The sequence below is a fragment of the Ruegeria sp. BG3 genome (assembly GCF_056538485.1).
The window spans coordinates 26,941-52,746 of sequence record NZ_JBQFTE010000017.1 but is presented as its reverse complement, the minus strand read 5'-3'; the positions used below and the strand labels follow the sequence as shown (position 1 = coordinate 52,746).

The 25,806-nt window shown below is 58.4% G+C and carries 24 protein-coding genes; 12 read left to right on the top strand and 12 right to left on the bottom strand.

The features are described from left to right. Nucleotides 1-86: 86 nt before the first annotated feature. Together ACR0AI_RS21530 and ACR0AI_RS21525 are read right to left on the bottom strand one after the other, a co-directional pair. The gene (locus ACR0AI_RS21530; RefSeq protein ID WP_480677118.1) at nucleotides 87-848 is read right to left on the bottom strand and encodes an ABC transporter permease; all 762 of its coding nucleotides are present in this window, start codon (nucleotides 846-848) and stop codon (nucleotides 87-89) included. Beyond that, nucleotides 845-1,774: an ABC transporter ATP-binding protein gene (locus ACR0AI_RS21525; RefSeq protein WP_480677116.1), complete on the bottom strand. Its 930-nt coding sequence runs from the start codon at nucleotides 1,772-1,774 to the stop codon at nucleotides 845-847. The genes ACR0AI_RS21530 and ACR0AI_RS21525 overlap by 4 nt, the downstream gene beginning before the upstream one ends. Before the next feature lie 126 nt (nucleotides 1,775-1,900). Between ACR0AI_RS21525 and ACR0AI_RS21520 the strand changes: the two genes are divergently transcribed. After that, nucleotides 1,901-3,010, top strand: a complete 1,110-nt coding sequence (locus ACR0AI_RS21520) for a CaiB/BaiF CoA transferase family protein (RefSeq protein WP_480677114.1) — start codon at nucleotides 1,901-1,903, stop codon at nucleotides 3,008-3,010. A 57-nt stretch (nucleotides 3,011-3,067) separates the two neighbouring features. On the opposite strand, the gene hemE is transcribed toward ACR0AI_RS21520, so the two are convergent. Further along, nucleotides 3,068-4,102: a uroporphyrinogen decarboxylase gene (gene hemE / locus ACR0AI_RS21515; protein WP_480677112.1), complete on the bottom strand. Its 1,035-nt coding sequence runs from the start codon at nucleotides 4,100-4,102 to the stop codon at nucleotides 3,068-3,070. Nucleotides 4,103-4,208: 106 nt separating this feature from the next. Between hemE and hemC the strand changes: the two genes are divergently transcribed. Then, entirely contained in the window at nucleotides 4,209-5,171 is a 963-nt protein-coding gene (hemC, locus tag ACR0AI_RS21510; RefSeq protein ID WP_480677110.1) for a hydroxymethylbilane synthase, read from the top strand. A 229-nt stretch (nucleotides 5,172-5,400) separates the two neighbouring features. On the opposite strand, the gene ACR0AI_RS21505 is transcribed toward hemC, so the two are convergent. From ACR0AI_RS21505 to ACR0AI_RS21480, 6 genes are read right to left on the bottom strand one after another with little or no spacing between them, the layout of a single operon-like run. Next, nucleotides 5,401-6,672: an aspartate aminotransferase family protein gene (locus tag ACR0AI_RS21505; RefSeq protein ID WP_480677108.1), complete on the bottom strand. Its 1,272-nt coding sequence runs from the start codon at nucleotides 6,670-6,672 to the stop codon at nucleotides 5,401-5,403. Between the two features lie 27 nt (nucleotides 6,673-6,699). Then, nucleotides 6,700-7,809: a mandelate racemase/muconate lactonizing enzyme family protein gene (locus ACR0AI_RS21500; protein WP_480677106.1), complete on the bottom strand. Its 1,110-nt coding sequence runs from the start codon at nucleotides 7,807-7,809 to the stop codon at nucleotides 6,700-6,702. Beyond that, nucleotides 7,806-8,063 (bottom strand): cupin domain-containing protein, encoded by a 258-nt coding sequence (locus ACR0AI_RS21495; RefSeq protein WP_480677147.1) that lies wholly within the window; start codon nucleotides 8,061-8,063, stop codon nucleotides 7,806-7,808. Before ACR0AI_RS21495 ends, ACR0AI_RS21500 begins: the two co-directional genes overlap by 4 nt. Nucleotides 8,064-8,086: 23 nt before the next feature. Next, nucleotides 8,087-9,193, bottom strand: a complete 1,107-nt coding sequence (locus ACR0AI_RS21490) for a mandelate racemase/muconate lactonizing enzyme family protein (protein ID WP_480677104.1) — start codon at nucleotides 9,191-9,193, stop codon at nucleotides 8,087-8,089. Continuing rightward, nucleotides 9,190-9,768 (bottom strand): dimethylsulfonioproprionate lyase family protein, encoded by a 579-nt coding sequence (locus ACR0AI_RS21485; RefSeq protein WP_480677102.1) that lies wholly within the window; start codon nucleotides 9,766-9,768, stop codon nucleotides 9,190-9,192. Before ACR0AI_RS21485 ends, ACR0AI_RS21490 begins: the two co-directional genes overlap by 4 nt. Then, nucleotides 9,765-10,847, bottom strand: coding sequence for an alcohol dehydrogenase family protein (locus ACR0AI_RS21480; protein ID WP_480677100.1), 1,083 nt, complete (start codon nucleotides 10,845-10,847; stop codon nucleotides 9,765-9,767). Before ACR0AI_RS21480 ends, ACR0AI_RS21485 begins: the two co-directional genes overlap by 4 nt. A 137-nt stretch (nucleotides 10,848-10,984) precedes the next feature. On the opposite strand from ACR0AI_RS21480, the gene ACR0AI_RS21475 reads away from it, so the two are divergent. The 10 genes from ACR0AI_RS21475 to ACR0AI_RS21430 all read left to right on the top strand — a co-directional run bounded on the left by ACR0AI_RS21475 (nucleotide 10,985) and on the right by ACR0AI_RS21430 (nucleotide 23,112). Then, complete coding sequence (locus ACR0AI_RS21475; RefSeq protein ID WP_480677098.1) at nucleotides 10,985-11,872, top strand: MurR/RpiR family transcriptional regulator; 888 nt, start codon at nucleotides 10,985-10,987, stop codon at nucleotides 11,870-11,872. Between the two features lie 200 nt (nucleotides 11,873-12,072). Then, nucleotides 12,073-12,717 (top strand): DUF4129 domain-containing protein, encoded by a 645-nt coding sequence (locus tag ACR0AI_RS21470; protein ID WP_480677096.1) that lies wholly within the window; start codon nucleotides 12,073-12,075, stop codon nucleotides 12,715-12,717. Beyond that, complete coding sequence (locus ACR0AI_RS21465; protein ID WP_480677094.1) at nucleotides 12,714-14,024, top strand: hypothetical protein; 1,311 nt, start codon at nucleotides 12,714-12,716, stop codon at nucleotides 14,022-14,024. The genes ACR0AI_RS21470 and ACR0AI_RS21465 overlap by 4 nt, the downstream gene beginning before the upstream one ends. Next, nucleotides 14,014-14,970, top strand: a complete 957-nt coding sequence (locus ACR0AI_RS21460; protein WP_480677092.1) for an AAA family ATPase — start codon at nucleotides 14,014-14,016, stop codon at nucleotides 14,968-14,970. The genes ACR0AI_RS21465 and ACR0AI_RS21460 overlap by 11 nt, the downstream gene beginning before the upstream one ends. A gap of 35 nt (nucleotides 14,971-15,005) precedes the next feature. Then, nucleotides 15,006-16,250: a DUF58 domain-containing protein gene (locus ACR0AI_RS21455; RefSeq protein WP_480701481.1), complete on the top strand. Its 1,245-nt coding sequence runs from the start codon at nucleotides 15,006-15,008 to the stop codon at nucleotides 16,248-16,250. Further along, nucleotides 16,250-17,245: a stage II sporulation protein M gene (locus tag ACR0AI_RS21450; RefSeq protein WP_480677088.1), complete on the top strand. Its 996-nt coding sequence runs from the start codon at nucleotides 16,250-16,252 to the stop codon at nucleotides 17,243-17,245. The genes ACR0AI_RS21455 and ACR0AI_RS21450 overlap by 1 nt, the downstream gene beginning before the upstream one ends. Further along, nucleotides 17,242-18,135: an RDD family protein gene (locus ACR0AI_RS21445; protein ID WP_480677086.1), complete on the top strand. Its 894-nt coding sequence runs from the start codon at nucleotides 17,242-17,244 to the stop codon at nucleotides 18,133-18,135. The genes ACR0AI_RS21450 and ACR0AI_RS21445 overlap by 4 nt, the downstream gene beginning before the upstream one ends. Nucleotides 18,136-18,252: 117 nt before the next feature. After that, entirely contained in the window at nucleotides 18,253-19,056 is an 804-nt protein-coding gene (locus ACR0AI_RS21440) for a hypothetical protein (protein ID WP_480677084.1), read from the top strand. 146 nt (nucleotides 19,057-19,202) lie between these two features. Then, complete coding sequence (locus ACR0AI_RS21435) at nucleotides 19,203-22,388, top strand: ATP-binding protein (protein WP_480677082.1); 3,186 nt, start codon at nucleotides 19,203-19,205, stop codon at nucleotides 22,386-22,388. Nucleotides 22,389-22,470: 82 nt separating this feature from the next. After that, on the top strand, nucleotides 22,471-23,112 hold the full coding sequence (locus tag ACR0AI_RS21430) for a hypothetical protein (protein WP_480677079.1): 642 nt from the start codon (nucleotides 22,471-22,473) through the stop codon (nucleotides 23,110-23,112). Nucleotides 23,113-23,649: 537 nt separating this feature from the next. On the opposite strand, the gene ACR0AI_RS21425 is transcribed toward ACR0AI_RS21430, so the two are convergent. From ACR0AI_RS21425 to ACR0AI_RS21415, 3 genes are all read right to left on the bottom strand, one after another. Then, nucleotides 23,650-23,988, bottom strand: coding sequence for a hypothetical protein (locus tag ACR0AI_RS21425; RefSeq protein WP_480677077.1), 339 nt, complete (start codon nucleotides 23,986-23,988; stop codon nucleotides 23,650-23,652). Next, on the bottom strand, nucleotides 23,985-24,431 hold the full coding sequence (locus tag ACR0AI_RS21420) for an ATP-binding protein (protein WP_480701479.1): 447 nt from the start codon (nucleotides 24,429-24,431) through the stop codon (nucleotides 23,985-23,987). The genes ACR0AI_RS21425 and ACR0AI_RS21420 overlap by 4 nt, the downstream gene beginning before the upstream one ends. Before the next feature lie 262 nt (nucleotides 24,432-24,693). Further along, nucleotides 24,694-25,374: a hypothetical protein gene (locus tag ACR0AI_RS21415; RefSeq protein ID WP_480677073.1), complete on the bottom strand. Its 681-nt coding sequence runs from the start codon at nucleotides 25,372-25,374 to the stop codon at nucleotides 24,694-24,696. Between the last annotated feature and the right edge of the window lie 432 nt (nucleotides 25,375-25,806).

Here is a 25,806-nt window from a genome sequence, read left to right as displayed (position 1 = left end):
CCCCCATCGGCTAAACAAGGGACTCGCCGAACGCAAAACGCGGCGTTAGACAATTTCCTCACATCGATGGGCAAAAATGCAACGCACTAGCTGCGGATGCGCCAGCCCGTTTTGAAAATCCACCAGATGATCGCAAGGCACAATACGGTGAAGGCCACAATGGCCAACAGGCTGAACACGATCGGAACATCTGCGAGGCCATAGAACGACCAGCGGAAGCCGGAAATCAGGTAGACCACAGGGTTGAACAGAGTGATCGTCTGCCACAGCGGCGGAAGCATAGAGATCGAATAGAACGTACCCCCCAGAAAGATCAGCGGCGTGACAACCAACTGCGGCACCAGCGACATCTGCTCAAAATTGCTGGCCCATATCCCGATTATGAACCCCAAAAGCGAAAAACTGAGGCATGAGAGCACCAGAAACGTGGCCATCGCCAGCGGATGCTCGATCCGGATGTCGACAAAGAATGTCGCGGTCGCAAGGATCACCAGACCCACGAACAGCGCCTTGGTTGCCGCCGCGCCTACGTAACCTATGACGATCTCGATGAAATTGACCGGAGCCGACAGCAATTCATAGATCGTGCCCAGAAACTTGGGAAAATAAATCCCAAACGACGCGTTCGAGATCGCCAGCATGACCACCGACAACATGATCAGCCCCGGCACGATGAATGCCCCGTATGAGACGCCCTCAACCTCTTGAATCCGGCTGCCGATGGCCGTGCCGAAGACCACAAAGTACAGCGAGGTCGACAGGACCGGCGACAGAAAGCTCTGAGCCAGAGTGCGGAAAAAGCGGGCCATCTCAAACCGGTAGATGGCGGCAATGGCGGTCCAGTTCATGCGGCCTCTCCCGATACCAGATTGACGAAGATCTCTTCCAGACTGGATTGCCTTGTCTGCACATCCCGCAGGACCAGTCCCGATTGGGCCACATCATTTAGAAGTGTTGTGATACCCGTCCGATCCGCATTGGTGTCATAGGTATAGATCAGCGCATCGCCATTGCCGTTCAGAACCAGATTATGCGCAGCCAACCCGTCCGGTATGGCCGAGATCGGCTCGGTCAGCATGACCTCGATCTGCTTCTTGCCCATCTGCGCCATCAAAGTTTTCTTTTCCTGCACCAACAGCAGCTCACCTTTGTCGATGACGCCCACGCGGTCGGCGATGGCTTCAGCCTCTTCAATGTAATGCGTGGTCAAAATGATGGTGACGCCCGCCTGCTTCAGCTCGGCGACGATCTCCCACATATCCTTGCGCAGCTCGACATCGACACCGGCTGTAGGCTCATCCAGAAACAGAATGCGCGGTTCATGGGCCAAAGCCTTGGCGATCAGAACCCGGCGCTTCATGCCCCCGGACAGTTCTTTGATCGCGTTCTTGCGTTTATCCCAAAGCGACAGTTTGCGCAGGATCTCTTCGATCCGCACGCTGTCATTGCCATAGCCAAACAAACCACGGGAAAACCGGACCGTGTTATAGACCTTCTCGAACGGCTCCAGCGCGATCTCCTGCGGCACCAGCCCGATCATCTTGCGGGCGGCGCGGAACTCGGCCTGGATATCGTGCCCACCGACCGAGACACTGCCCGAGGTCGGCGTGGTGATCCCGCAAATGGTCGAGATAAGCGTTGTCTTCCCCGCACCGTTCGGCCCGAGCAGAGCAAGGATTTCGCCTTCCTCGATGTCCAGCGACACGCCTTTCAGCGCCTCAAACCCGTCCGCATAGGATTTGCGCAAATCCTTGATCGACAAAATGCTAGTCATGCCTGTTTCCCCGTTCTGGCAGAGACCCTATCGTTTCGCCTCCCGGTGGAACAGGCCAATTTCGCACAGAGCTCTGCGCAGAATTGCTGTAGGGTCCGGGGAACGCTGCATGTACCGGAGACATCCATGCTGAACGGAATACGCATTATCGAGATCGAAGGCTTGGGCCCCGGCCCCTTCGCCGCCATGCTTCTGGCTGATCTCGGTGCAGATGTGATCACCATCCATCGCAAGGGCGGTAGTGTGACACCCGGCATGCCGGAACGCTCGGTGCTGGACCGGGGCAAACGGTCCATTGCGCTTGATCTCAAGGATGCAACCGACCTGAACACCGCCAAGGAACTCATCACCACCGCCGACGCACTGATCGAAGGCTTCCGCCCCGGCGTGATGGAGAAACTGGGACTGGGGCCCGACATATGCCATGCGCTGAACCCCAAACTGGTCTACGGCCGCATGACCGGCTGGGGACAGGACAGCCCTTTGTCCAAAACCGCCGGGCATGACCTGAACTACATCGCCCTTTCAGGCGCTCTCTGGTACGCGGCGCAACCTGAAACACCGCCGCAAACCCCAGCAACCCTCGTCGGCGACATTGGCGGCGGGGCGATGTATCTGGTCACAGGCCTCCTCGCCGGTTTGCTCAACGCCCATCGCACCGGTCAGGGCACCGTCGTCGATGCGGCCATCTACGATGGCTCGGCGCATATGATGAACCTTCTGATGAGCATGCGCCAAACCGGAAACCTGTCAGAAACGCGCGGCCAAAGCCTGCTCGACGGTCCACATTGGAGCCGCACCTACCGCTGCGCCGATGATGGCTTTGTCACGGTCCAATGCCTTGAGCCAAAATTCTACGCCGAATTCCTGAACATTCTGGGCCTGTCACAAAACGCCGAGTTGCAGGAGCAATTCAACCCCAAGCTCTGGCCGGACCAAACGAAGAAACTGACAGACCTATTCCTGACCAAGCCCCGCGACCACTGGGCCGCGCTGTTTCACGAAACCAATGCCTGCGTCGCCCCGGTCCTTGACCCGATTGAGGCGCAAAACCACCCCATGAACACCGCCCGCCAAACCTGGCAAACCGTGGATGGCACCTTGCAAGCCGCCGCCGCGCCCCGTTTCTCGACCATGCACTGGAGTGCCAAACCCAGCCCGGGGCGCGGCGAACACACGCAAGACATTCTGGACGAACTCTCCGGCCAAGACCGATCCGCCCCTTTATCTGGCTAAAAATATCCCGGGGGATGAATTGGCCGAAGGCCAAGAAGGGGGCTGGCCCCCTTCCTTTTACCGCCCGCGCACCGTGTCGATCATCAACCGCACGTTCTCAGGATCCGCATCCGGCGTAATCCCGTGGCCGAGGTTGAAGATATGCGGTCCTTTGGCGAACGCCTCAACAATCCGCCGCGTCTCATCCACCAGCGCCTGACCGCCCGTGACCATATGGGACGAGGCCAAGTTCCCCTGCACACAACCGTCCACCTGCACATGCGCCGCCGCCCAGTCAGGCGAGACCGAGTTGTCCAACGCCACACAATCCACACCAGTTGCCTTGGCAAACCCGACATAGCCCTCGCCCGCTTCACGCGGGAAGCCAATAACTGGAATACCGGGATGGCGTGCCTTAATGGCCTGCGTGATCACGCGGCATGGTTCAACCGCGTATTTCTGAAACGCGTCGCCTTTCAGCGACCCGGCCCAGCTGTCAAAGATCTTGACAACCTCGGCCCCGGCTTCGATCTGAGCCGACAGATACTCGATCGTCGCCAGTGTAATCCGCTCCAACAGAGCCTCGAACAGGGCGTTATTCTCCTCGCGCAGCGCATGCGCAGGACCCTGATCAGGCGTACCGCGCCCTGCGATCATATAGGTCGCGACAGTCCACGGCGCGCCTGCGAATCCGATCAGCGTCGTCTCGTATGGCAGTTCCTTCGACAGGATACGCACAGTTTCATAGACCGGGGACAGGGTCTCATGAATGTCCTCAACCGGCTTCAACACGTCAAAGTCGGATTGCTGTGTGATCGTCGAAAGGCGCGGGCCTTCGCCTGTTACAAACCACAAGTCCGCACCCAGCGCTTGAGGAACCAGAAGGATGTCAGCAAACAGGATCGCGGCGTCAAACCCATAGCGACGAATGGGCTGCAACGTGACCTCGGCCGCCAGTTCAGGATTGTAGCACAGCGACAGGAAATCCCCGGCCTGCGCGCGGGTTGCGCGATATTCCGGCAGATACCGCCCGGCCTGACGCATCATCCAGATCGGCGGAATGTCCTGAACCTCTCCGGCCAGTGCCCGCAGCAATTTCTTCGTCTCAGCCATCATCGCCCTCAATCTTGCGTTTCGTCCACGGGTCTGCGTTCAGTGGCAATTTGTCAAGCACTGCCCCCATTGTCAGGGCAATGTGACGCGACTAAAGCTGGTGTCCATGACACTGACTCTGCCCACCCCCGCATCGCCGCTGAAAATTGGCACCCGAGGCTCTCCGCTGGCTTTGGCACAAGCTTATGAGACCCGCCAGAGGCTGCGCAATGCATTTGGGTCGAGCGATGAGGCGTTTGAGATCGTGGTGATCAAAACCACCGGCGACAACCGCGCCATGATCGACGCGGATCGCCCGTTGAAGGAGATCGGCAACAAAGGCCTCTTCACCAAGGAAATCGAAGAGGCGATGCTGCGCGGCGATATCGACATTGCCGTCCATTCGACCAAGGATATGCCCGTCGAACAGCCCGCTGGGCTGGTGTTGGATACGTTCCTACCGCGCGAGGATGTGCGTGATGCGTTCATTTCCCCGCAATTCACCTCGATCCACGACCTGCCCGAGGGCGCTGTTGTCGGCACCTCATCCCTGCGCCGTCGGGCGCAATTGCTGAACCGCCGCCCGGACCTGAATGTGGTCGAATTTCGCGGCAACGTGCAGACCCGCCTGAAGAAACTGGCGGACGGCGTGGCCGAATGCACCTTTCTGGCCATGGCCGGCATCCGCAGACTGGGGATGGAGGACGTCCCTGCCACCGCAATTTCGACCGACGATATGCTGCCTGCCATCGCACAAGGCGCGATTGGCATTGAACGCCGCGAAACAGACAGCCGGGCCGCCGAACTGCTTGAAGCGATTCATCACGCTGAAACCGGTCAACGTCTGACAGCGGAGCGTGCGTTACTGGCCGGGTTGGACGGGTCTTGCGAGACCCCGATCGCCGGGCTTTGCGAAATCGAGAACGGCCAAATGCGACTGCGGGGCGAGGTTCTGCGCCCCGACGGATCCGAGGCTATTGCGGAAAACACAACAGGCGCGATCGAAGACGCCACCGAGATGGGCCGGGAAATGGCCGACACTCTGCTTCGTCAGGCAGGCCCCAGTTTCTTCGATTGGAAAAAATCCTAAATAATTTTAGCCAAAGTGAACTTGTTCACTGTGGCATTCCGAAAAGACAGGCATTAATAGGCCATACCGGTTGCAAGACTGGATAGCCTCGAAAGTATCGAAAGTTTTCAGATTGTTGGTGTTTTAACAAGTATTCGAGGGGGCGAGGCTACGCCCAGACTGCAATAGGTGAACGGGTCGCTGTCAATTTCGACAGCGGCCCGTTTTCTATTGTGCAGCACTCTTTTGATCAGCCCAGCGCCGCAACGGCCCGTTTCACCGCTTCGCGCGTTTGCTCCAGATCGTCCTCGGTCACCGCCAAAGACGGGTAGAGTTTGCCCGGAGATTTGAAAATCCCATTCTCCCGAAGGACATCGTTGTAGAGCGTGTTCCGTTTGGGGTCGTCATGCCGCGCGCTGCGGTAGTCGCGGCAGGGTGTTTCGGTGAAATAGACGTCAAACAGCGTTTCATCGCCGCAGATCTGATGGGGAATGCCCGCTTTGGTCAGCTCATCCACCTGCATCTGCTGCAAGGCCGCGCCTGTTGCGCGCAGCTGCTCATATGTCCCCTCGCGCCGCAGAATCTCCATCGTTTTCAACCCGGCGACCGAGGCCACAGGGTTACCTGACAGAGTGCCCAACTGCATCAGCCATCCGGCCTCACCCACCTGCGATTTGTCGAAATGCTTCATGATCTCAGCGCTTGCGCCCAGCGCGGCCAGAGGGAAGCCACCGCCGGTGATTTTACCCAGCGTGCAGATATCGGGTGTCACACCGTACTGTTCCTGCGCCCCGCCATAGGCCAGACGGAATCCGGTGACGATCTCATCAAAGATCAGCAGCACATTGTATTTGTCGCACAGCGCGCGCAGACCCTGCAGATATCCCGGCATCGGAGGAATGATCCGCTGCAAAGGCTCTGCCATAATCGCGGCGATATCGTCGTGTTCGTTCAGCAGAGTCTCAACGGCCTCAAGGTCATTGAAAGGCGCGATCAGCATCTGTTCGGCAACGCCTGGCGGGATGCCCGCACTGTCCGGCACGGCTTGCGGGAAGTTCACCTCGCGGCTGGGGGCGAGGCTCATCTGCGCTTCGGCGCTCATGCCGTGATAGCCTCCTTCGAATTTCAGGATCTTGTCCCGCCCGGTATAGGCGCGGGCCAGACGAAGCGCGTACATATCCGCCTCGCCGCCCGAGGCGACAAAACGCACCTGTTCACAGCAAGGCACGGCGTCAATGATCGCCTCGGCCAGTTCGACACCTTTGCTGTTATTTGCAAAGAAGGTCATGCCCTTGGGCAGTTGCTCCATAACGGCTTCAAGCACTTCGGGGTGGCCATGACCCAAAAGCATCGGACCCGAGCCAATCAGGTAGTCGATGTATTCGTTCCCATCCTCATCCCAGACGCGGCTGCCTTCGCCGCGTGAGATCATGATGCCAGGGTCGAAATTGCCGAACCCACCCGCCGGCAGAGCCGCCTTGGCGCGGTCGATCCATTCGGATTGAGTGTTGATCTTGAGCATATCACGCGATCTCCATCGTCAAGAAAATCAGAGTCTATAAACGGCCGCCGGGGCGCCCAGAGCGTCTTCGTCGGGATGCACACCAAGGCCGGGCGTGTCGGGCAGATGCAGATGGCCGTCCACGTTGCGCGGGCCGCGCCCACCTGCGATGTCGACGGTGATCATGTCCTGACAGGCCCAGACGGCGTGGCAATTGTCATCGGGGATGGTGGCGGCCAGATGCAGCGCTTCGGTATCGGCCAGCACGGTCCCTCCGGTCGCCATGACGAACATGTCGATCCCATGGGCTAGCGCGATGTCCCGCATCCGCGCGGCCTTGGTCAGCCCACCGACCCGGTTCAGCTTGATCCCGAATATCTCGGCCAATCCATCCCGCGCAATCCGGGCGGCATCCTGCAAGGTGACAAGAGACTCGTCCACCGAAACAGGTGACGCATGTTTCGCCGAAATCGCTGCGATGTCGTCCAGCGTCTCTCCCGGCTGCTCGAACATCACGTTCAGGTCCTCACAGGCGCTCATCACCCTCAGGGCCTGTTGCCGGGTCCAGCCTCGATTGACGTCATAGAGGACAATCTCACCCGGTCGGCGGAGGCTTTCCACATCCCGAACACGGGCGATGTCGCGCTCTACATCGCCGCCGATCTTGACCGAATGCGCGATGTAGCCCCGGCTGCGATAGCGTTCGATGACTTCGCGGGTTTCTTCAACGGTCTTTGCCCCCACGGACGAGGCAATCGGGCGCGGCGTGCGGGAACCTCCGCCCATCAGATCGGCGATGGGCAAGCCCGCCGCCTGCCCGGCGATATCCCAACACGCCATATCAATCGGGCTTTTGGCATAGAGGTGACCGGGCAGCGCGAGGTCCATCGCGCGCTCAACCTCCAGCACCTTGCGGGGATCAAGACCCAGAATGAACGGAGCCATGGTTTCGATCCCGGCCCGGATACCCGGCCCGTGCGCAGGAACATAGGTGTGGCCCCAAGGGGTGCCTTCACCCCATCCCGTCAGGCCCACATCCGTTTCCACCTTCACAATCGTTGCGTCGAGATTTTCAAACTTCAGCCGTCCACCAGACAGCCAATATGAATGCTCCAGCGGCAGATCGACCTGAAAAACCGTTAGTCGAGTGATCTTCATTTCAGTTCCACTTCGACAAAGGACATGGAGTGGTCCCCCGCGTTGATCACATTGTGCTCGACCCCTTGGTCCCGGCGGTAGGATGTTCCGGCAGGCACTGTCACCTCATTGATCGTTCCATCAGGCAATTCCAAACGCATGTGGCAATCGGTAATGGCGGTGATCACATAGTCCATCGCATGGCGGTGCCAGCCGGTTTCAGCGCCGGGGGCAAAGTCAAACCGAGTCACTCGTACGCGCGCGTCGTCGATCATCTGGGTTGCTTTGGCTTGGTCTCTCAAAGGCAGAACTCCTCTACCGGTGCGCCGAGGCTTTCGAAATCCGGCACGACCCCCAACCCAGGCGTATCCGAGGCATAAAGCTTGCCATTCCGCGACTCCGGGCCGCCAATTCCGGTCGACCGGGTGTTGTAGTTCATCAGGTCAGTGGTGTTCTGAAGATACTCGGGCGGAGTCGAAGCCGCAAAATGCGCCACAACCGCGCTTGTGATCTCACCTCCCCAGGTGTCTTCACTGACCACAGGAATGCGGTTTTCGACCAGATAGTCCCGCACCCGCCGCGCCTTGCTGAGCCCACCGAGGTTCGAGATTTTCAGACAGCAGATCTCGGCCCCTCGATCGGCGACAATGCGTTGTGCCATTTGGATACCAGTCACGCATTCGTCCAGCTTCATCGGCTGTTCTGCGACACGGCGGACCTGCTGGCATTCCTCATAGGTGCGGCAGGGCTGTTCGAGGATGAAATCCAGATCTCGCGTGGCCCTCGCCACCCGGATCGCATTGTCGACCCGCCAACCCTGATTGGCATCCGCCATCGCCTTTTCGCCCGGCTGCAGCAAGGGAACCGTGCTGCGGATACGGTCAATATCGGTGGCCCAGTCACCACCAACCTTGATCTGAAACTGCCGGTAGCCTTGATCGCGATAGGCATTCATCTCGGCCACGGTCTCATCTACCGCCTTTTGCGGCGCGACCCGGTACATGGGTGCGCCATCCGTCAGCTTTCCACCCAGTAGCATCCAGACTGGCTGATCGCAGGCCTGCCCGAGGATATCCCAGCACGCCGCATCGAACGGAGCCTTCGCGTAGCCATGCCCCTGCACCAGATGGTCCATCAACTGCTCGATCCGGCCAACCTGACGCGGATCTTCTCCCAGCAAGTGCGGCGCGACCAGCCGCGCCAGCGCCACAACGCCTTCGGAATGCGCGACCATGTAGTTCTCGCCGCAGGGCGTGAACTCACCACAGCCCTGAACGCCCGCATCCGTGTCGATAACCACGACCGAGGCCGTGGCCGTTTCGATGGCGTTCCCCGCGCCCCAGACATAGGCGCCACCGACATAGGGCAGCCCGGTCTGAAACACGCGGATCCGGTTGATCTTCATGCTGCGTCCATTCTGGGCAGATCCCCCATCCCTTCGCCACGCCAAAGCACAAAGGTCAGTATCGGCTGATCCGTCGTGGTCATCGCGTGGCTTTGCCAGCTTTCATGACTGCGGGTCTGACCCTCGGCGACAAACGCCTCCTCCCCATCGACTTTGAACAGAGCACCCCCAGCCAGCGTCAGGTAAAGCTCCTCCGCCTCATGGCTGTGCCAGTCATAAGCCAAACCCGGCCCCCAATAGCCGACATAACCGCGCAGCTGGGTTGAATGAAAATGACCGGTCGGGCCGAACAATTCGTAGTAGCCATAGCGGCTAAGGAATTCGGCACCGACCTCCTCCACCGTGTAGGTGTGTTTCCACTGGGCCAAATGCGCGGTCGCCTTGATCGCCTCGACCAAGGCCTCCGTCCCGGTACTGCCCGAGAGGGTCAACTCGCGCACCTGATCTGCGGCAGGGATGTGGTTCGATTCAAGTTCTACTGCCGATAGGTCCGACGGCCACGCGCCAAAGGCGGAGAGATCGGGGTGCGTTTGATGCACCAAATGCGCGGCCCGCAGCACATCATCCAAGGTCATGGGATCACCACGATATTGCCGGTATGTTGCTTGGCGATGAACGCAGCTTGGGCATCGCGCAGCTCCTCAAGCGGATAGGTGGCTGCCAAGGCCGGTTTGATCTCACCTGCTTCAATGTATTTCACAAGGTTCTGCATGACCTGCGGGTCAATCACAGTAGAACCTGTGAAGGTCAGATCGCGCAGGTAGAACGTGCGCAGGTCAAACTCGACCATCGGGCCAGCGATGGCACCCGAACAGGTATAGCGCCCGCCCCTTTCCAGAATGTCGATCAGCTTCGCCCAATAGGGACCGCCGACCACATCGGCCACCACGGTGATCTTCTCATCTCCCAGCGCTGCGCGCAGGTTTTCCGGCGCGCGCGGAAGAATCATGTCTGGACCCAAAGCTGCGACATCGGCGTGTTTGGCCTCGGACGCCAAAGCGATCACCCGCGCGCCACGCCGCTTGGCCAGTTGCACAAGCGCCCCTCCGACGCCGCCTGAGGCCCCCGGAACCAAAACCGTGTCTTTGTCCGTGACATTTGCCCGGGTCAGCATGCCCTCGGCCGTGGAATAGGAACAGGAAAAGGTCGCAAGCTCGGCATCCGACAAGTTGGATGTGATCGGCACCGCGTTAACAGCAAGCGTCGTTGCGTATTCGGCAAAGCCGCCATCCCGCTCGGACCCGTAGTAGCCCGTTTTGTCCATGTTTTCGGGATCGTCCGGGTCGCGCAGCCATCCATCGGTGATCACCCTTTGGCCAATCCGCGTTGCATCCACGCCTGCACCGACGGCAACGATTTCACCGCAGATGTCGGCACCCTGAATACGCGGGAAAGTAATCGGCGCGCCGCCCCAGGTCGGGTCATCCTCGCCCACCTCTTCAAAAGCACCGCCCGTGGTCGCATCTGTGACGGTCTTGGAGTACCAGCCCGAGCGTGTGTTCACATCCGTGTTGTTAAGCCCGCAAGCGGCAACCTTGATCAACACCTCACCCGCAGCGGGCTCCGGGCGGGGCCAGTTTTCATGCAGCACCATCTGCTCCAACCCGCCGTGACCCATGGTCACCATCGCCTTCATTGTGTCAGGCAAACTCATCCAGTAGTCTCCTCAAATGCGCCGCAGGTCGGCAGAGGTGTTTCGGGGGCCACATACCGGCGTTTTAGATCATCTTGGTGCGCCCGGTGTGCGAATCTGCTCGACAGGCTAATTTCACAAGTGTACCACGGTCAACAATGAATGACACAAATGTATCATCAATCGTTCTCGACCGTCTGACCGAGGAGTGGGAGGCCCTGACGCCTGAGGCCCAAAAGGCCGCGCGCTATGTGTTGGAGAACCCCACCGATGTCGGCGTTTCGACGGTGCGTGAAATTGCCGAAGCCGCCAATGTCAAACCCAACACCTTTGTCCGCATGGCCCGGCAAGTCGGCTTTGAAGGCTACGAGGATTTTCGCGCCCCGTTCCGACAGGCGATCCGGCAGGGATCGGTCTCATTTCCTGACCGCGCCCGGTGGCTTCAGGACATCGGCAAATCCGGTGAGCTGGGCGGGCTTTACGCTGACATGATCGGCGCAGCGATCCGCAATATCGAAGAGACCTTTGCCAGGATCGACGCCAAACAACTGCAGGCCGCCGCCGAAGATATCTGGAACTGCCGCCAGATCTTTACGCTGGGCGTCGGGGTCAACAACTCGAACGCCCGAAACTTCACCTATCTCGCCTCGACCGGCATGAAGCAGTTTCACGCCATTCCCCGTTCCGGCTCGACCCCCGTGGACGATCTGGCTTGGGCGGATGCACAGGACGTACTCATTGCGATTACCTGCCACCCCTATCGGACCGAAGTGATCGAGGCGATCAAGCTGGCGCGCCAACAGGGTATGACCGTCGTTGGCATCTCGGACAGCCCGGCCAGCCCGGTGATCCTGAACGCGCAGCACGGGTTTGTTCTGTCTGCGGACACGCCGCAATTCTTCCCTTCGTCAGTATCGACCATCGCTTTGCTCGAGACGCTTTTGTCTTTCGTGATCGCCGTTTCCAGTGATGAGATCGTTGATCGGGTCGCGCGGTTCCACCAGCGCAGGCATGAGCTTGGCCTCTATGCGGAAGAGCCCGAATAGTCACATCCGACCACGCTCTGCAAACCTGTCATGAAATCGCCACATGGGCGCGACAAACGCCGGTCGCGTACCCGCCGTGGTCAATCTATGCGCGAGGCGCATTCTACCGATTGCGTGCCTGACGAGAGTGAACTAACGATAGCTCAATGCGTTTTTTGACGGCCTTATTTATATCGTTTCTTTTTTGCGCTCCCACACTGGTGACAGCGCAAGAGAAAGCGCTTTCCCCAACCGAGCTTAGCCCCTCGGGGCAGGACTATCTAAAGGCCGTTCGCTATCGCGGGATCGACACGGATGTGGTGTATTTTGACCCCACCCAACCGGCACCTCCGCTGGACACCAAATTCTCACCCACACCCGAGGAGGAACCTCAGACCGTCTCGCTTGATACCAACTGGACGGTGGGGATCATCGCGGCACTGGTTCTGGCCGTGTTGGCATGGATCCTGTACCTCAGCGTGGGTCGAACGTCGGTTTCTTTCCGGTCAGGGGCAGGCAACGCAAAGCGCGCCGGAAAGCCGTCAGTGGACACACCCGAGACGGATGAGGAATTGCCCGATCTGGACGCCATCCTGAGGCAGGAGGATCGCAACCAGGCGGTCGTCGGGCTGGCGCAACTGGTCCTGACCCGTTGCCTCAGCGCCAATGAGGTTTTGTTCAAGCGCAGCTGGACCCATCGCGAGGCGCTGCACAGCCTGCCGCAGAGCCTCTGGTACATTCCCGACTTGCGCGCGCTGGTGCTGGAAAGTGAACGGGTGCATTTCGGCCATCGCTCCATCAGCGATCCCGACTTCAACGCGCTGCTGGCACGCATCCGCCCCATCCTGCGCGAGGTTCGCGCATGAGCGATACGGCAAATATTGCAGCACCCGAGCAGGTCCGGGTCGACTGGATCATCTTTGGCATCATCGGCGCGCTTTGCATCGGCATTTTCCTCTATGTGATGGCCGGCAGGCAGTATGCGCTGCGCGACTCCTCGACCGGGTTCGACGGGCTAGAGCTGTGGCTGCGCGATCAAGGCCACACCGCGCAAACCTTTACCGGAGGCTGGCCGCTGGACCGCAGCACCATCGGCCTGCTGATCCAGCCCATCTATGACACCCAGCTGGGCAAAGACCGCACACGCGCGCAGACCAAAGACGAATTGTTGCTTCAACCGGATGAGTTCGATCAGACTCTGGACGTGATACGCGACAAGGCGCAGTCCACCCCCAGTCTTGTGATCTTGCCCAAATGGCGCTCAGGCCTGAGGCTGACCGGTTTGGGGCACCCTATTCTGTTGTCCCCCGAACAAGGGATCGAGGGCGTTCTACGTGGGATCGTTGGCTCGGATGTCGGCGAAATCCGCTCGGCCCGTGTTCCGTTCACCGATTTTGACGTGGCCTCTGACGATGCGCTGACCGCCCGCCTCTACGCGGCGCAAGTTTTTGACGGGCAAGGCTGCGAGCCACTGGTGGGACGTCGGGGCGCTATGGTTCTGGGCCTTTGCCCACTGCCCGGCGACGGTGAGCAGCATAAGGTCCATGTTCTGTCCGACCCCGATTTGTTGAACAACCATGGGCTGGCTCTGGGTGACAATGCCCGGATCGCGGCGCAAGTGCTGCCCGAGATCGCGGGCGAGAAGCGGATCATCATCGACTATAGCGACCGCAACTGGCTGACCGACCCGCAACAGCATGTCGCGCGCGAACGCACCTGGGACGATCTGAAACGCCTGTTCGAACCGCCCTTCCTGACGCTCTGGATCGGCGCGGGGCTTCTGCTGGCCCTCGCGATCTGGCGCGGCGGGGTGCGCAGCGGGCCGGTTTCGGATCTGTCGTTGGGTCTCGGGTCCGGCAAGCGGACTGCCAATCGGGTTCGCGCGCGACTGATGCGGATGACCGATCAGGACGGTGCGCTGCTGTCGGACTTCATCGACACCCGCCTGCGCGCCCGCGCGGCATCGGTGTTTGGTACCTCGCACGCCCTGCGCGGCACGCCCGAGGACGCGTATCTCAACTATATTCGCGCACGAAAACCGGACCTGACTGCAAAACTGGAAGATCTGATCGCATCCATCCGCGCCCTCCCCCCGCATCTGGGGCCGGAAAATGCCATTCCCTATGTGGACCAATTTGAGTTGATACTGGAGCAACTTGCCGATGACGCTTGATGAATTGTTTTCCCATGCCGAAAGCCTCAGGGCCGAGATCGGCAAAGTTGTGCAAGGCCAGGAAGAGGCGGTCGATCTGCTGCTGACAGCGCTGTTTGCACGAGGTCACGTGCTGCTTGAGGGGCCTCCGGGCACCGCCAAGACGCTGCTGGCGCGCAGCTTTGCTGGGGCACTGAACCTTGAGTTCGGGCGCATTCAGTTCACGCCTGACCTGATGCCCGGCGACGTTCTGGGCACCTCAATCTACAATTTTCAAACCAGCGAGTTTGTTCTGACCAAGGGTCCCGTCTTCAGCCAGATCCTGCTGGCCGATGAGATCAACCGCGCGCCGCCCAAAACCCAAGCCGCCTTGCTGCAGGCGATGAACGAACGCATGGTGACAATTGATGGCACCGACCATTCGCTGGGGTCCGAGTTCATCGTGGTCGCCACTCAGAACCCAATTGAACAACAAGGCACTTACCCGCTGCCAGAGGCGCAGTTGGACCGTTTCCTGTTCAAGGTAAACCTGACTTTCCCGCCCGAGGATGTTGAACTTTCGATCCTGCGCCAACACGCCAATGCGCCTCTGGACCCCTTGAGTGCGACGCAAACTGTGCGCCCTTTGCTGGATGCCCAAACGATGGCAGCGGCCCGGCAGTTGATAGATGAGATCGTGCTGGATGACGATATTCTGGCCTATATCCTGCGTCTGGTGCGTGCGACACGGGAAAGCGCGGATATCGCCTTTGGCGCCTCGACCCGCGCCGCGGATGCCATCGCCGGGGCGACCCGCGCAACGGCTGCGCTGAACGGGCGCGATTTTGCCATTCCTGATGACGTCAAAACTCTGATCATCCACGCGCTGCAACACCGCATCGTGCTGTCCCCTGCCGCCGAAATCGAAGGGCGCGGGCCGCAGCAGGTATTAGAGAACATCGTCAACCAGATCGAGGCCCCCCGCTGATCCGTCCCTCGCGCATAATGCTGGTGGCGGCCTGTGTGGCGCTTGGCCTGTCGCTGGTCGCCGTTGTCATGGGCGATGCAACCCGCACCGTGGCCGGGATGCCGTGGGTGGTTCTATGCGTGCTGGCCATAGGCGATCTGCTGCTGTCCTGGCCGCGCCGCCGGTCGGTCTCGGTTGCGCCGCTGGGTGATATCTTCGTGGGCGAACGGGATGCGGTCGACCTAACCGTCGCCCCTGCGACCTCGGGCATGACCGGGCAGCTACACTGGCCGGAAGGGATCGAAGGACCGGCCCAGTTCGACCTATCCAGCGGTCAGGTGCGCATACCATTTCGCGCCATTCGCCGGGGAAAATGGCGCCTCTCGCATCTATGGCTCAGCTGGTCTTCTCGATTCAAACTGTTCGAATTCGTCCCGAAAATCGCCTTTGGTCTTGAACTGGCGATCGTGCCCAACATCCGCCGGGTGCAATCGGGTGAAATTTCGACAACGGTTCAATCCCGCCTGTTCGGCGTAAAGGAAAACCGCGCCATCGGTGAGGGCACCGAGTTTCACCAGTTGAGGGATTTCGTCCCCGGCATGGATGCGAACTCAATCGACTGGAAGCGGTCGGCGCGACATCGGTCTTTGGTCGCCAAAGAGGTCCGGGCCGAGCGCAATCATCATGTCATCATCGCCTTGGACAACGGCTATCAGATGCGTGAGGAGATCGCGGGCCTGCCCAAGATCGACCATGCCATCACCGCAGCCCTTGCCACCGCCTGGGCCGCAGCCATCGGGGGGGATCTGGTCGGGCTCTATGCCTATGACGCCAAGCCGCGCATGTTCCTGCCCCCCGAACCGGGCCGCGCCGCGTTCACCCGACTGCGCAGCCGCACGGCTGAGCTGCAATATGAAAGCGTCGAGACCAACCACACCCTTGCCATGACCGAGCTGAACGGGCGCACCCCGAAACGCAGCCTGATCATCGTGTTTTCGGATTTCGTCGACACCACCTCGGCCGAGTTGATGGTCGAGAACATCAACGCGCTGGCCAAGCGGCACCTGATCGTTTTCGTCACCCTGCGTGATCCGATCCTCGAGGCGCAGGTCAACACGGCTCCGCAGGACATGAACGACGTGGCCGAGACCGTCTCGACCGGGCAGCTTCTGCGCGAACGCCGCCTTGTACTGGAACGGCTGCAACAGATCGGCGTGACCGTGATTGACGCCGAACCGGGCGAGATTTCGGCGCGGCTGATCTCGACCTATCTGGAAATCAAAGCGCGAGAGATGATCTGATGTCTGATGCTGATCTGATCCGCTCGGCCCGGTTCCGGCAGGAACGCGAAGGCGACTGGCGCCGCTTGTCAGATCTCGTTGACAAGGCCGAAGGTCAGGGCCTGCACCGCATGAGCTTTCAAGAGGCGCGTGATCTGGCCGACCTCTACCGGCAGGCCACAACGTCACTGTCCATCGCACGCGAAATCTCATTGGACCGCGGGTTGCTGGAATATCTCGAGGCGCTGACAAGCCGCGCCTATCTGAGTGTCTATGCTCCGCAACAGCGGCTGGGCGGGATCATCCGTAAGTTCCTGACCAGCGGCGGGCCGCAAGCGATGCGGTCCTCGTGGCGCGTCACCCTTTTGGGGTTTCTGTGCATGGCGGCTGGCGCTATCGCCGGGTATTTCTTCTATTTCGACAATCCCGAATGGTTCTTTGTCTTCATGCCCACCGAACTGGCCGGAGGGCGCGGGCCGGATGCCAGTACGGACTATCTGCGCTCGGCCATCTACGGAGAGGAAGACGGGTCCGGGCTGGGGGCTTTTGCCACCTATCTGTTCTCGCACAACACACGCATCGCAATCTTTGTGTTTGGGCTAGGGGCATTCCTCTGCGCGCCGACGGTTCTTTTGCTGTTCTATAACGGATTGATTTTGGGCGTTTTTTACGCACTACACATTGATCGGGGCTTGGGCTGGGACCTGTTTGGCTGGCTGTCGATCCACGGCGTGACCGAGCTGTCAGCGATCTGCATCGCAGGCGCGGGCGGGTTGAAACTGGGCCTCGCCGTACTGTTCCCCGGCCGACACACACGCCGCGCGGCATTGCGGGCCGCCGGGCATGATGCAGTGAAACTGGCGCTGATCGCCGCCATGATGCTGGTCGCCGCCGCCCTGTTGGAAGGCTTTGGCCGGCAATTGGTGCAGGACCGCACCACGCGCATCGCCATCGGCTGGGGGATCGGCGCGCTGTGGTTGCTGTGGTTCTGCATGGGCGGAAGGAAACGGTCATGACGCAACCCAAGCTCGACCGTCTGCTGCCACCCGAGGGTGTGCCACTCTATTTCCGGGTTGCGGGTGTGGGTGTGCGCATGGCCGCCCAATTCGCCGACATCCTGATTACTGGGGTCGGTGCCATCGCCCTCTTCCTGCTTTTGCTGGCCATCGAAGTTGTCCCACCCGAGGCGCTTGTGGCAGTGGCCGCGATGCTGTTCTTCGTCATCCGAATCCCCTACTACGCCGCGTCCGAGTTAGTGTGGAACGGTCAGACCATCGGCAAGCGCATGATGAAGATCAAGGTGGTCTCGGCCGATGGTAAAGCGCTGACAACGCAATCCCTCGTCGTTCGTAACCTGATGAAAGAGGCCGAGATTTTTCTGCCCGGTACGCTGGTTCTGACCCTGAATGCCGAGGCTCTGATCCCGTCTCTGATCTCGCTCGCCTGGGTGCTGGGCGTAGTAGCGGTGCCGGTGTTCAACAAGCGCAGCCAACGGCTGGGGGACATTATCGCAGGTACCTATGTGATCCACCTGCCCAAACCGATCCTGCTGCCCGATATGTCCAAAGCGATCAAACCCGCCACCGCGACCCAACCCCGGTTCCAGTTCCTGACCCATCAGCTTGAACATTACGGCGCGTTCGAGTTGCAGACCCTCGAAGGGTTTCTGCGCGGCGCAGCACGCTCGACCGGGCCCGAGGCACACAAACGGAAAAAGGTAACCATGGCCGCAATTGTCGAGCAGGTCCGTCGCAAGATCGACTATGCCGATGCGGTCCGCCCCGAAGACCAGCTTGCCTTTCTCGAGGCCTTCTACAAAGCACAACGCGCTTTTCTAGAACAGCGCCAGTTGTTCGGCGACAAACGCGCCGATAAATTCCACGCCGAGGCAGACAAGCAAGGCTAGCCACGCCTGTTGCAGATTTACCCAAGCGAGAAGCAGAAAAACGAAACTCGTCTTGAGGATGAACCCGTTCTCAAGGCTCTATCAGACACAGAACACAAAAGTAGTTTGGAACAAAAAATGACAGATACAGCCAATCCCGAAGACCCTGAGGCTCACATGCCCCTGGGCGTCGGATCCATTGTCGGTGAGACGTTTTCGATCTTTTTCAAAAAGATCCACCTTGTGCTTCTGCTGGGATTCATTCCGGCCCTGATCGAAGTCATTGCGAACAATTACACGGTGGCGCAGTCTTTCGACGACATTGGCACCGCGAGTTTCGACAATACCGCCTTCTACTCTGGCGTGATCGTGTCGGCTCTGATCACATTGCTCGCATATGCCGTCACCACGGCCATGATCATACAGTTCGCTTATGACGCAAAATTGGGGCGTGCGGCGCGTATTGGCAGCTATTTCTCGGCGGCTGTCGTCAACCTGCCCGCCATTGCAGTTCTGTCGGTCGCAACGACGATTTTGTATTTTATCGGCCTTGTTTTTCTGGTCGTGCCGGGTATCTGGATCTACGCCGTGTTTTCCGTCATCGTACCGGCCATTGTGATCGACAGGGCCGGGTTCGGCGCGATGGGACGCAGCGCGACTCTGACCAAGAACTACCGTTGGCCCATCATCGGCGCGCTGATCCTGATGGGTCTATGTATTGTGCTGGTCGTCATGGTAGTAACATTTGTTTTCGCAGCTGCGTTCGGGTTCTCCGGAATTGCTGATCCAACAGCATCTTTGGGTCCATGGGCCTTCTTCGAGGCCGCACTCAACGCGATTGCCTATGGTTGGCTCAGCATCACCATCGCGCTGATCTTTGCCCGCCTGAAGGAGATCAAGGAAGGCGTCAGCGTCTCGGATCTGGTGGACGTGTTCAAGTAAACCAAAGACCCGCAGCCCGGTCACAGGGCTGCGGGCATCTGCGCGTCTCTGCGTGACATTTTCGCGTACATTTCACAGACCAATCACACCAACATGTCCGCAACGGCTGGCGGCGCGTGCTTTGCTGCTGTATCACTCCGGTGGTAATGCAGGACGGCGGGGTCATATCTTCACAACAACAGGGCGATCTGGGGCAGCGGCGCCAGGTCTCGGTCCTGTTTGCGGATATGGTTGGCTATACGTCGATCGTCTCGAAACTGGACGAAGAACAAGCTTTGGAGTTTGTGCGTCTGGTCTACGACACACTCTCGGGCGCGGTAACAAAACATGGTGGTACGGTCCGCGACTTTGCCGGGGACAGTATCATGGCGCTGTTCGGCATCCCTGATGCGCTAGAGGACCCGGCCGAACGGGCCTGCCGCGCCGCCGACGCCATTCATCACGCTTTCCGCGCATCCGCCCAAAAGATTGAGGCCCGCTTCGGCGTGCGCCCTCAGATGCGGGTCGGTATAAGTTCCGGCACCGTTCTGATGGCTGCCGTACAGGGCGCAGACGGCCCGGCAACAGCGGTGGGCAGCACGGTCAACATGGCCTCACGGATCGAAAATCTGGCCCCCTCGGGGGGGACGCTGATCTGCGACAAGACCCGCAGCCTTGTCGAATGGGTGACTGAGCTGCGCTTTGATGGGGAACATCAGCTCAAAGGTCTCGCTGCCCCTCAGAAACTGTGGCAACTACAATCCGTACGAGCCGATGCCTCGCGATTTGATGCCTCGGTCGCGCGTGGTCTCAGCACCTATGTGGGGCGTGACAGCGAGCTGACCCAATTGGCCGATGCGCTGGCTCAGGCGCGCAACGGCGTTTCGGTGGTAGATCTGGTGGCGGAACCAGGCTTGGGCAAAACCCGGCTTGTGTTCGAATTCCTCAACCGCCTGCCCCGCGATCAGATTGATGTCCTGACAGGCTATTGTTTTGCAGATCGGCAGCAGGTTCCCTTCCTACCGATCATTGAGATTGTCCGAACCGGTTTCCGCATCAAGGATCAGGACAACCCGACCCGCATCGCCTACAAGATTGAGACCGGCCTGAAGGCTTGGGAGTGCTTTTCTCAACAGAACCTAGGTCTGCTGATGAACCTGCTGGGTCTAACGCCCCCTCCAGACGCATTGGACGGGCTTGACGGCGTTCTCATTGGCCTGCGCACCCGAGAATTACTGCCTGAACTGCTGAAGGCGCGATGCGCCAAGCAGCCCGTGATCCTGTTCATCGAAGACAGCCACTGGATCGATAGCGCCTCGGAAGAGTTGCTGCAGGGCATCGTCAACCGGTCGGACCTGACCAACCTGCTGCTGATCCAGACGCACCGCCCGGAATACACGCCTGCGTGGCGCGATGACGACAAGGTTCGGACCATCGCGCTGAAACCGCTGGTGACCGAGGATTTCGCCAACCTGGCGCGCAACCGGCTGGGCGTGACCACTTTGCCCGCTGGACTGGACCGGCAACTGGCCGAACGTGCCGGTGGTAACCCGCTGTTTGGCGAAGAAATCCTGACCTACTTGTTGGAGCAAGGCAGCCTTCGGGTCGACGCGGCCGAGGCGCATCTGGATATCGACATGGCGCAAGCCGACCTGCCGGCCAGCATGTTGAACCTGCTGACCGCCCGCGTTGATCGTCTGTCAGCCGAGGATCGGGACCTGCTGCAAGCCGCCGCCGTCATTGGGCGACGGTTTGATCCGGGTCTGCTCTCACAACTGGCCAAAAACCCCGCTGAAACCGGTGACGCTCTGCAGCGACTTCAGGCTCAGGACGTGTTGTATCGCGACGAAAACTCCTCGGACTACGTGTTCAAGCATGTCCTACTGCGCGATGCCGTGTATCAGAGCCTTGTCGCCACCCGCCGCGCGGGCCTGCATCTGGAAGTGGCCGAGTGTCTGGTCCTGCGCAACGCAAACCGCCTGCAGGAAGTGGCCGAAATGTTGGCCTACCACTACGGCCAGACGGACCAGACCGACAAAGCGTTTCGATATACGGCGATGGCCGGGGACAAGTCTCTGGGTGTCTATTCGCTGGACGAGGCCAACAATTACTACACGGCAGCCTATGCCCTTTATGAAAGCGATCCAGACTGCGCCTCAAAGTCCGAGTTCGCTGAGTTTCTGGCCAGCTTTGCGCTGTGTTCGAACATCTCGCTCAGGGTCAAAACGATCATTGACCTTGCCGGGTCCGTACGCCCCATCCTTGAGCAGGTGGGCGACAGCTCTCATCACGCGCTGTTCCTGCACCACTACGTGTCCTGTCTTGTCTGTAACGGCAAATACCGTGAGGCGCACTGGGTGCAACAGGATCTTACCGCCATGGCCGAACGTCTGGGCGATCCGGCCTCACGGGCCTATGCCATGGTGAATGAGCTTTCGGTGTCGATCTATTTCTCGCCGATTTCAAACGCCGAGTTCGAAGCCAAAGCGCGCGTGATCGAGGCCGAGCTGGAAAAGATCGACGACGCCTATATCCAGAATTTCTACCTCGCCACCATCGGTTGGAACGAACTGACTCGCGGCCGCGTCGCCCGCGCACATGCCACCGCAGATAAGATGATTGCGCTGGGTAAGAAGACCAACGACCCAAGGGCTTTGGGCTATGGCACGGCGATGAAAGCCCTGATCGCCATGGTCGCCGATGACCACGAAAAGGCGCTGGCCATCGCGGAAGAGGCGCACAAGGCTTCAAAAGTCGAGTTCGAGCGCGCCATCGCCGAGGCCGCCCGCGTATCTGCCATGGTGCCTACGGAAACACCAGGTGCTATCGAGATCATCGAGGCCCATATCGCCAATTGCAATGAACACGGCTGGACGCTGTTCACCATGGGCCCGGCAACGATGCTGGGGGTTGCCTATGCCCTGAAAGGACGCATCGCAGACGGGCTACGGCAGATCGAACGAGCCGTTCAAAAACGCACGGACGAAGGCACCAAAGTTTCAGCCGATTGGGCGCGTCTGTTCCTATGCGAAATGTATCTTGCCATCCTAACCGGTGAGGGCGGCGCGTCGGTTGGGGTCTTTCTCAGGAACTTCCGCTCGATCCTTTGGGTGATGATCTTTGGTGAAAAGAAACTGGTCGCGATGCTGGACGAGGTCCGCAGCAATCCTCAGTTCGACGACAAAGGGCACTATATCGCCCGATGCGACATGATCCTCGGGTTGCTCTACAAAGCGCGCAAGAAGAAACAATTGGCCGTGCAACACCTAAGCAAAGCCCGCGTCATCGTTGAAACCGCGGGCCAATCCCCGATGCTGTCCCGGATCGACACAGCCCTGGCAGAGCTGGCCTAACCGTCTATTTCTAAATCTAAATACTAGAGACAATGGTGGAGATGGAGTCTGCCACTCGGAAAAGGACAAGGAGACTTGCCAGATGGCGCCAGGAAACAACATTTTCGCGATTGATTTTGATGCAGTCCTTTCAGCGGTAAAGGAGTCCAATGGTGATTTAATTGGCAGGCATAAAGCGTTGATTGAAGCCAAAGATCGGATGCCTGAAATCCTTTCGTCAAAATATGATTTTCAAAAGGCCAAACGATTTGCTGAACAACTGAAAAGCCACGCGGCTCAATGCCGATCAACGCGCCTAAGCGATACGAAGCCATTGAGAGATCTTCTGAAACTGGTTGAAAGTTTCTTCAAGGATATGGAGACCGACGCAAACTCGACGCAACAGTCGGTCAGCAAAGCACTCGGTGAAGCTGCCCACAATTTTGGGCAATCGGCAGAGCCTGCACAAACTCAAGAGCGGCAAACGAAATCGTTTCTCATCGACTCCAACACAGGCGAGGTACTTGGAAGCGCCAGTCCGACTTCTCAACATGACTCATTTTCTCTCGAAGACATTGATTTAAAATGGGAAATCGACAGAGTTGACCCGAACACTTTGGACTTAGAGGCGCTCCGAGAGCATTTTTCAACGGCGGCTCTTTTGACCGCCGCGCGCAAACACTTGAAGGCAAACGGCCCGAATTCTCTGACTGGCGTAACCTACAAAAAGGTCGTGGTGATTTAGACGAAAGACCTCCCGTGGAACGCTGTCGCTGATTCTGGCAATACCCATCGATCGTGAACTTAGACAGTGTATTTGCTTCGAAATTACTTGCACCTCCGTGTTCCTTCGACTTGCGTTGGCCATTCACCTTGCGTTCCATGGTATCCAAGAGTTGCCTCCAGAATACCGCGGTCTTCTGCTCTACCATAGGTGTTGAGTCGGTTTTTGGGCTAACATATACAGTTGGCTTTACTCGATTTCGGAAAATAGGCAGAGGATTCTCCTGCAAGTTACACTAGTGCTACTCAGCACTGCGCTTTAGAGAAGCAATAGAGTGTCGCAAAATATCCGGAAGTTACCGACCTTAATGAGGCTGCGGAAAGTTCACCTATTCTTTAAGGATTGAGATTCTTCTTTTTTTGCGTGGTGACGGAGACGAGGTCATTGTAACGAAGCCCAAGAAGCTCTACTCATTTACATAGTGATTTGAGCAATAATGAAAAAAATATCATTCGCACCATATTAAAATTGGTATTGAGCTAGGCATAGCGCAAGGTGTCATGTGACAGAACGTTGGCTAAACGCTAGAGCGGACACCCACGCTGATTTCAAAGAAAAGCGGACTAAGAAAAAATCTGAGTAATCGGACCTTATGTTTTGCAGACTACTCAAAGGAAGTGTCGCAACCAGAACCCTGTCGCCCGGTACAACAAAATTGATTGCTCCTTGCAGAGTCGATACCCGGTTCCCCGGGCGCAGGGTCAGGCCTGTAACCATGCCATCTGCAGGTGCGCGTACAACTGTTTGCTCCAATGTGCAAAATTTCATTGAATTGAGCGCGGCATTTTCGTCGGATTGAGCGCGCAGTGTTAATAACACCGCGCGGTTCATGGTCATCGCAACGATTTTCCCTTCAACTGGAGAAGATGAGCCCGACTTCGGATGCGATCCATAAATGCATCTGCTAGTAGTGGGTCGCCAATAAATTCATACCACTCTTCTGGCGCACGCTGCGCGATCAAGATGGTCGAACTACGCGCCGCACGATCTTCGACAACTTCAAAAAGGTCGATCAGTTCCTGCTTTTTCATGGCACTTAAAGCAAAGTCGTCGACGATCATGAGGTCCAAACGAGCCAACTTGGACCTGAGCTTTGCAATTGTGCCATCGAGCCGCGCATACATCATCTCTTCCACGAGCCGCCCGGCGCGAGCATAGCGCACAGATCGCTCATGCTGGACGGCGGAGACACCCAACGCACAGGCTAACCACGTTTTTCCCGTACCCGATGCGCCAGAGATCAGCAAATTCTGCCCTTGAGCAATCCAGTTGCACTTCAACAAAGACAGGATTTCAGCCTTGTCTAGGTTCCTACCGCTTCGATAGTTTATGTCGTCGGGAGCGGCTTAGTATTTGAAGTTCGCCGCCTTCATTAGGCGATCGATTTTGTTACGATATCGGCGCTCTGTCTCAGCCTGCAACATGCGTAGTATTCGATCTTCGATTGGCATATCGGAGTATTGCGGGTGCTGGAGTTGATGCTCAAACTCCTCGCGAAACCCGGCCAGACGTAGCTCGTGCATTAGTTCGAAAATTTGAGCATTAGACATCGCAGTCATCATGCTCCTCATTGAGCAGCGATGCGAAGTAGCTGGCACCACGGACGTTCGATGTAGCCTTCGGTGTCCCAGGTTGTTCAGTCGGCTCATTGGCCAGCCGATCTAGTCCTGACGTCAGGATGCTCTCCACCTTTGCAACGGTTTTTTTGCCGACAGTGATTGCCCGAGCGCACGCCAGATCAATGCGGTCAGCTGAATAGCGATCGGTCAAAGCCCGCAACTTCATCGCAGCTTTGGCGGTCGCGTCTGGCCTCTTGTTGATGCGGAAGTGTTCATCGATGATCCTTTCCGCGTTGGGGCCGATCTCTCGGATATCCCTTGGCTTGCGTACTCGTGCGGCTTTCAAACCGACCTGGTAGTGGTCGGCGATTTCCTGGAATTCCGGAGTGGTTATCGCCTCATCCCTGCCTTTCCTTGGTTTTGAGACCGCAGCGGCAAAGTTATCGATAGTAAGTAGAACCGGGACGCCACCGAAGAACCTGAACATTGACACAAACGCAGCCAGAACAGGAAGTTTAGCCTGACTTTCGATGGCAACAGCATAGGTTTTCCGGCTCTTGGTGCTGACGGCGGCAAAAATTTCGTAATCGATTTCGCGACCCTGATCGTCTAATAAGGTCGGCTGTTTGGATTTCTTGCAGCCGACGAAGTCAATCTGGATCATCTCACCTGCTTCGTACTCGAAGGAGATGGTGAAGCGACTGAGACCCCTTCGCATTTAATTGGTCACGCACGAGCAGGTCGAGACATCACTTTTGTTCAACGCATTGGCATCGGCACTCTTGGCGTCGCACTAATTGTCGGTGTCGCACTATTCGCGATTCACGCTTTTTAGGCTTCACCGGTCATCAATCAGGAGTTGGTAATCACAATCGCAGAAAAACACAGTCATCTTTCGTTTGAAGCCGTTGAGGGGCTGTGCGAGCAGGTTGGGTCAAGATTTCGACATCGTTGACGCTACACCAGCAACCGATTTTTCGCGGCTTTGGAAAGCAAACATGGAAGCGGTCATTCGATGAAAGTGTTTGAAACAACTTCGCGAAACCGTCCGCCCTGAATGGCAAAGCAGCGCAACAGGCAAAAATGTGATATACTG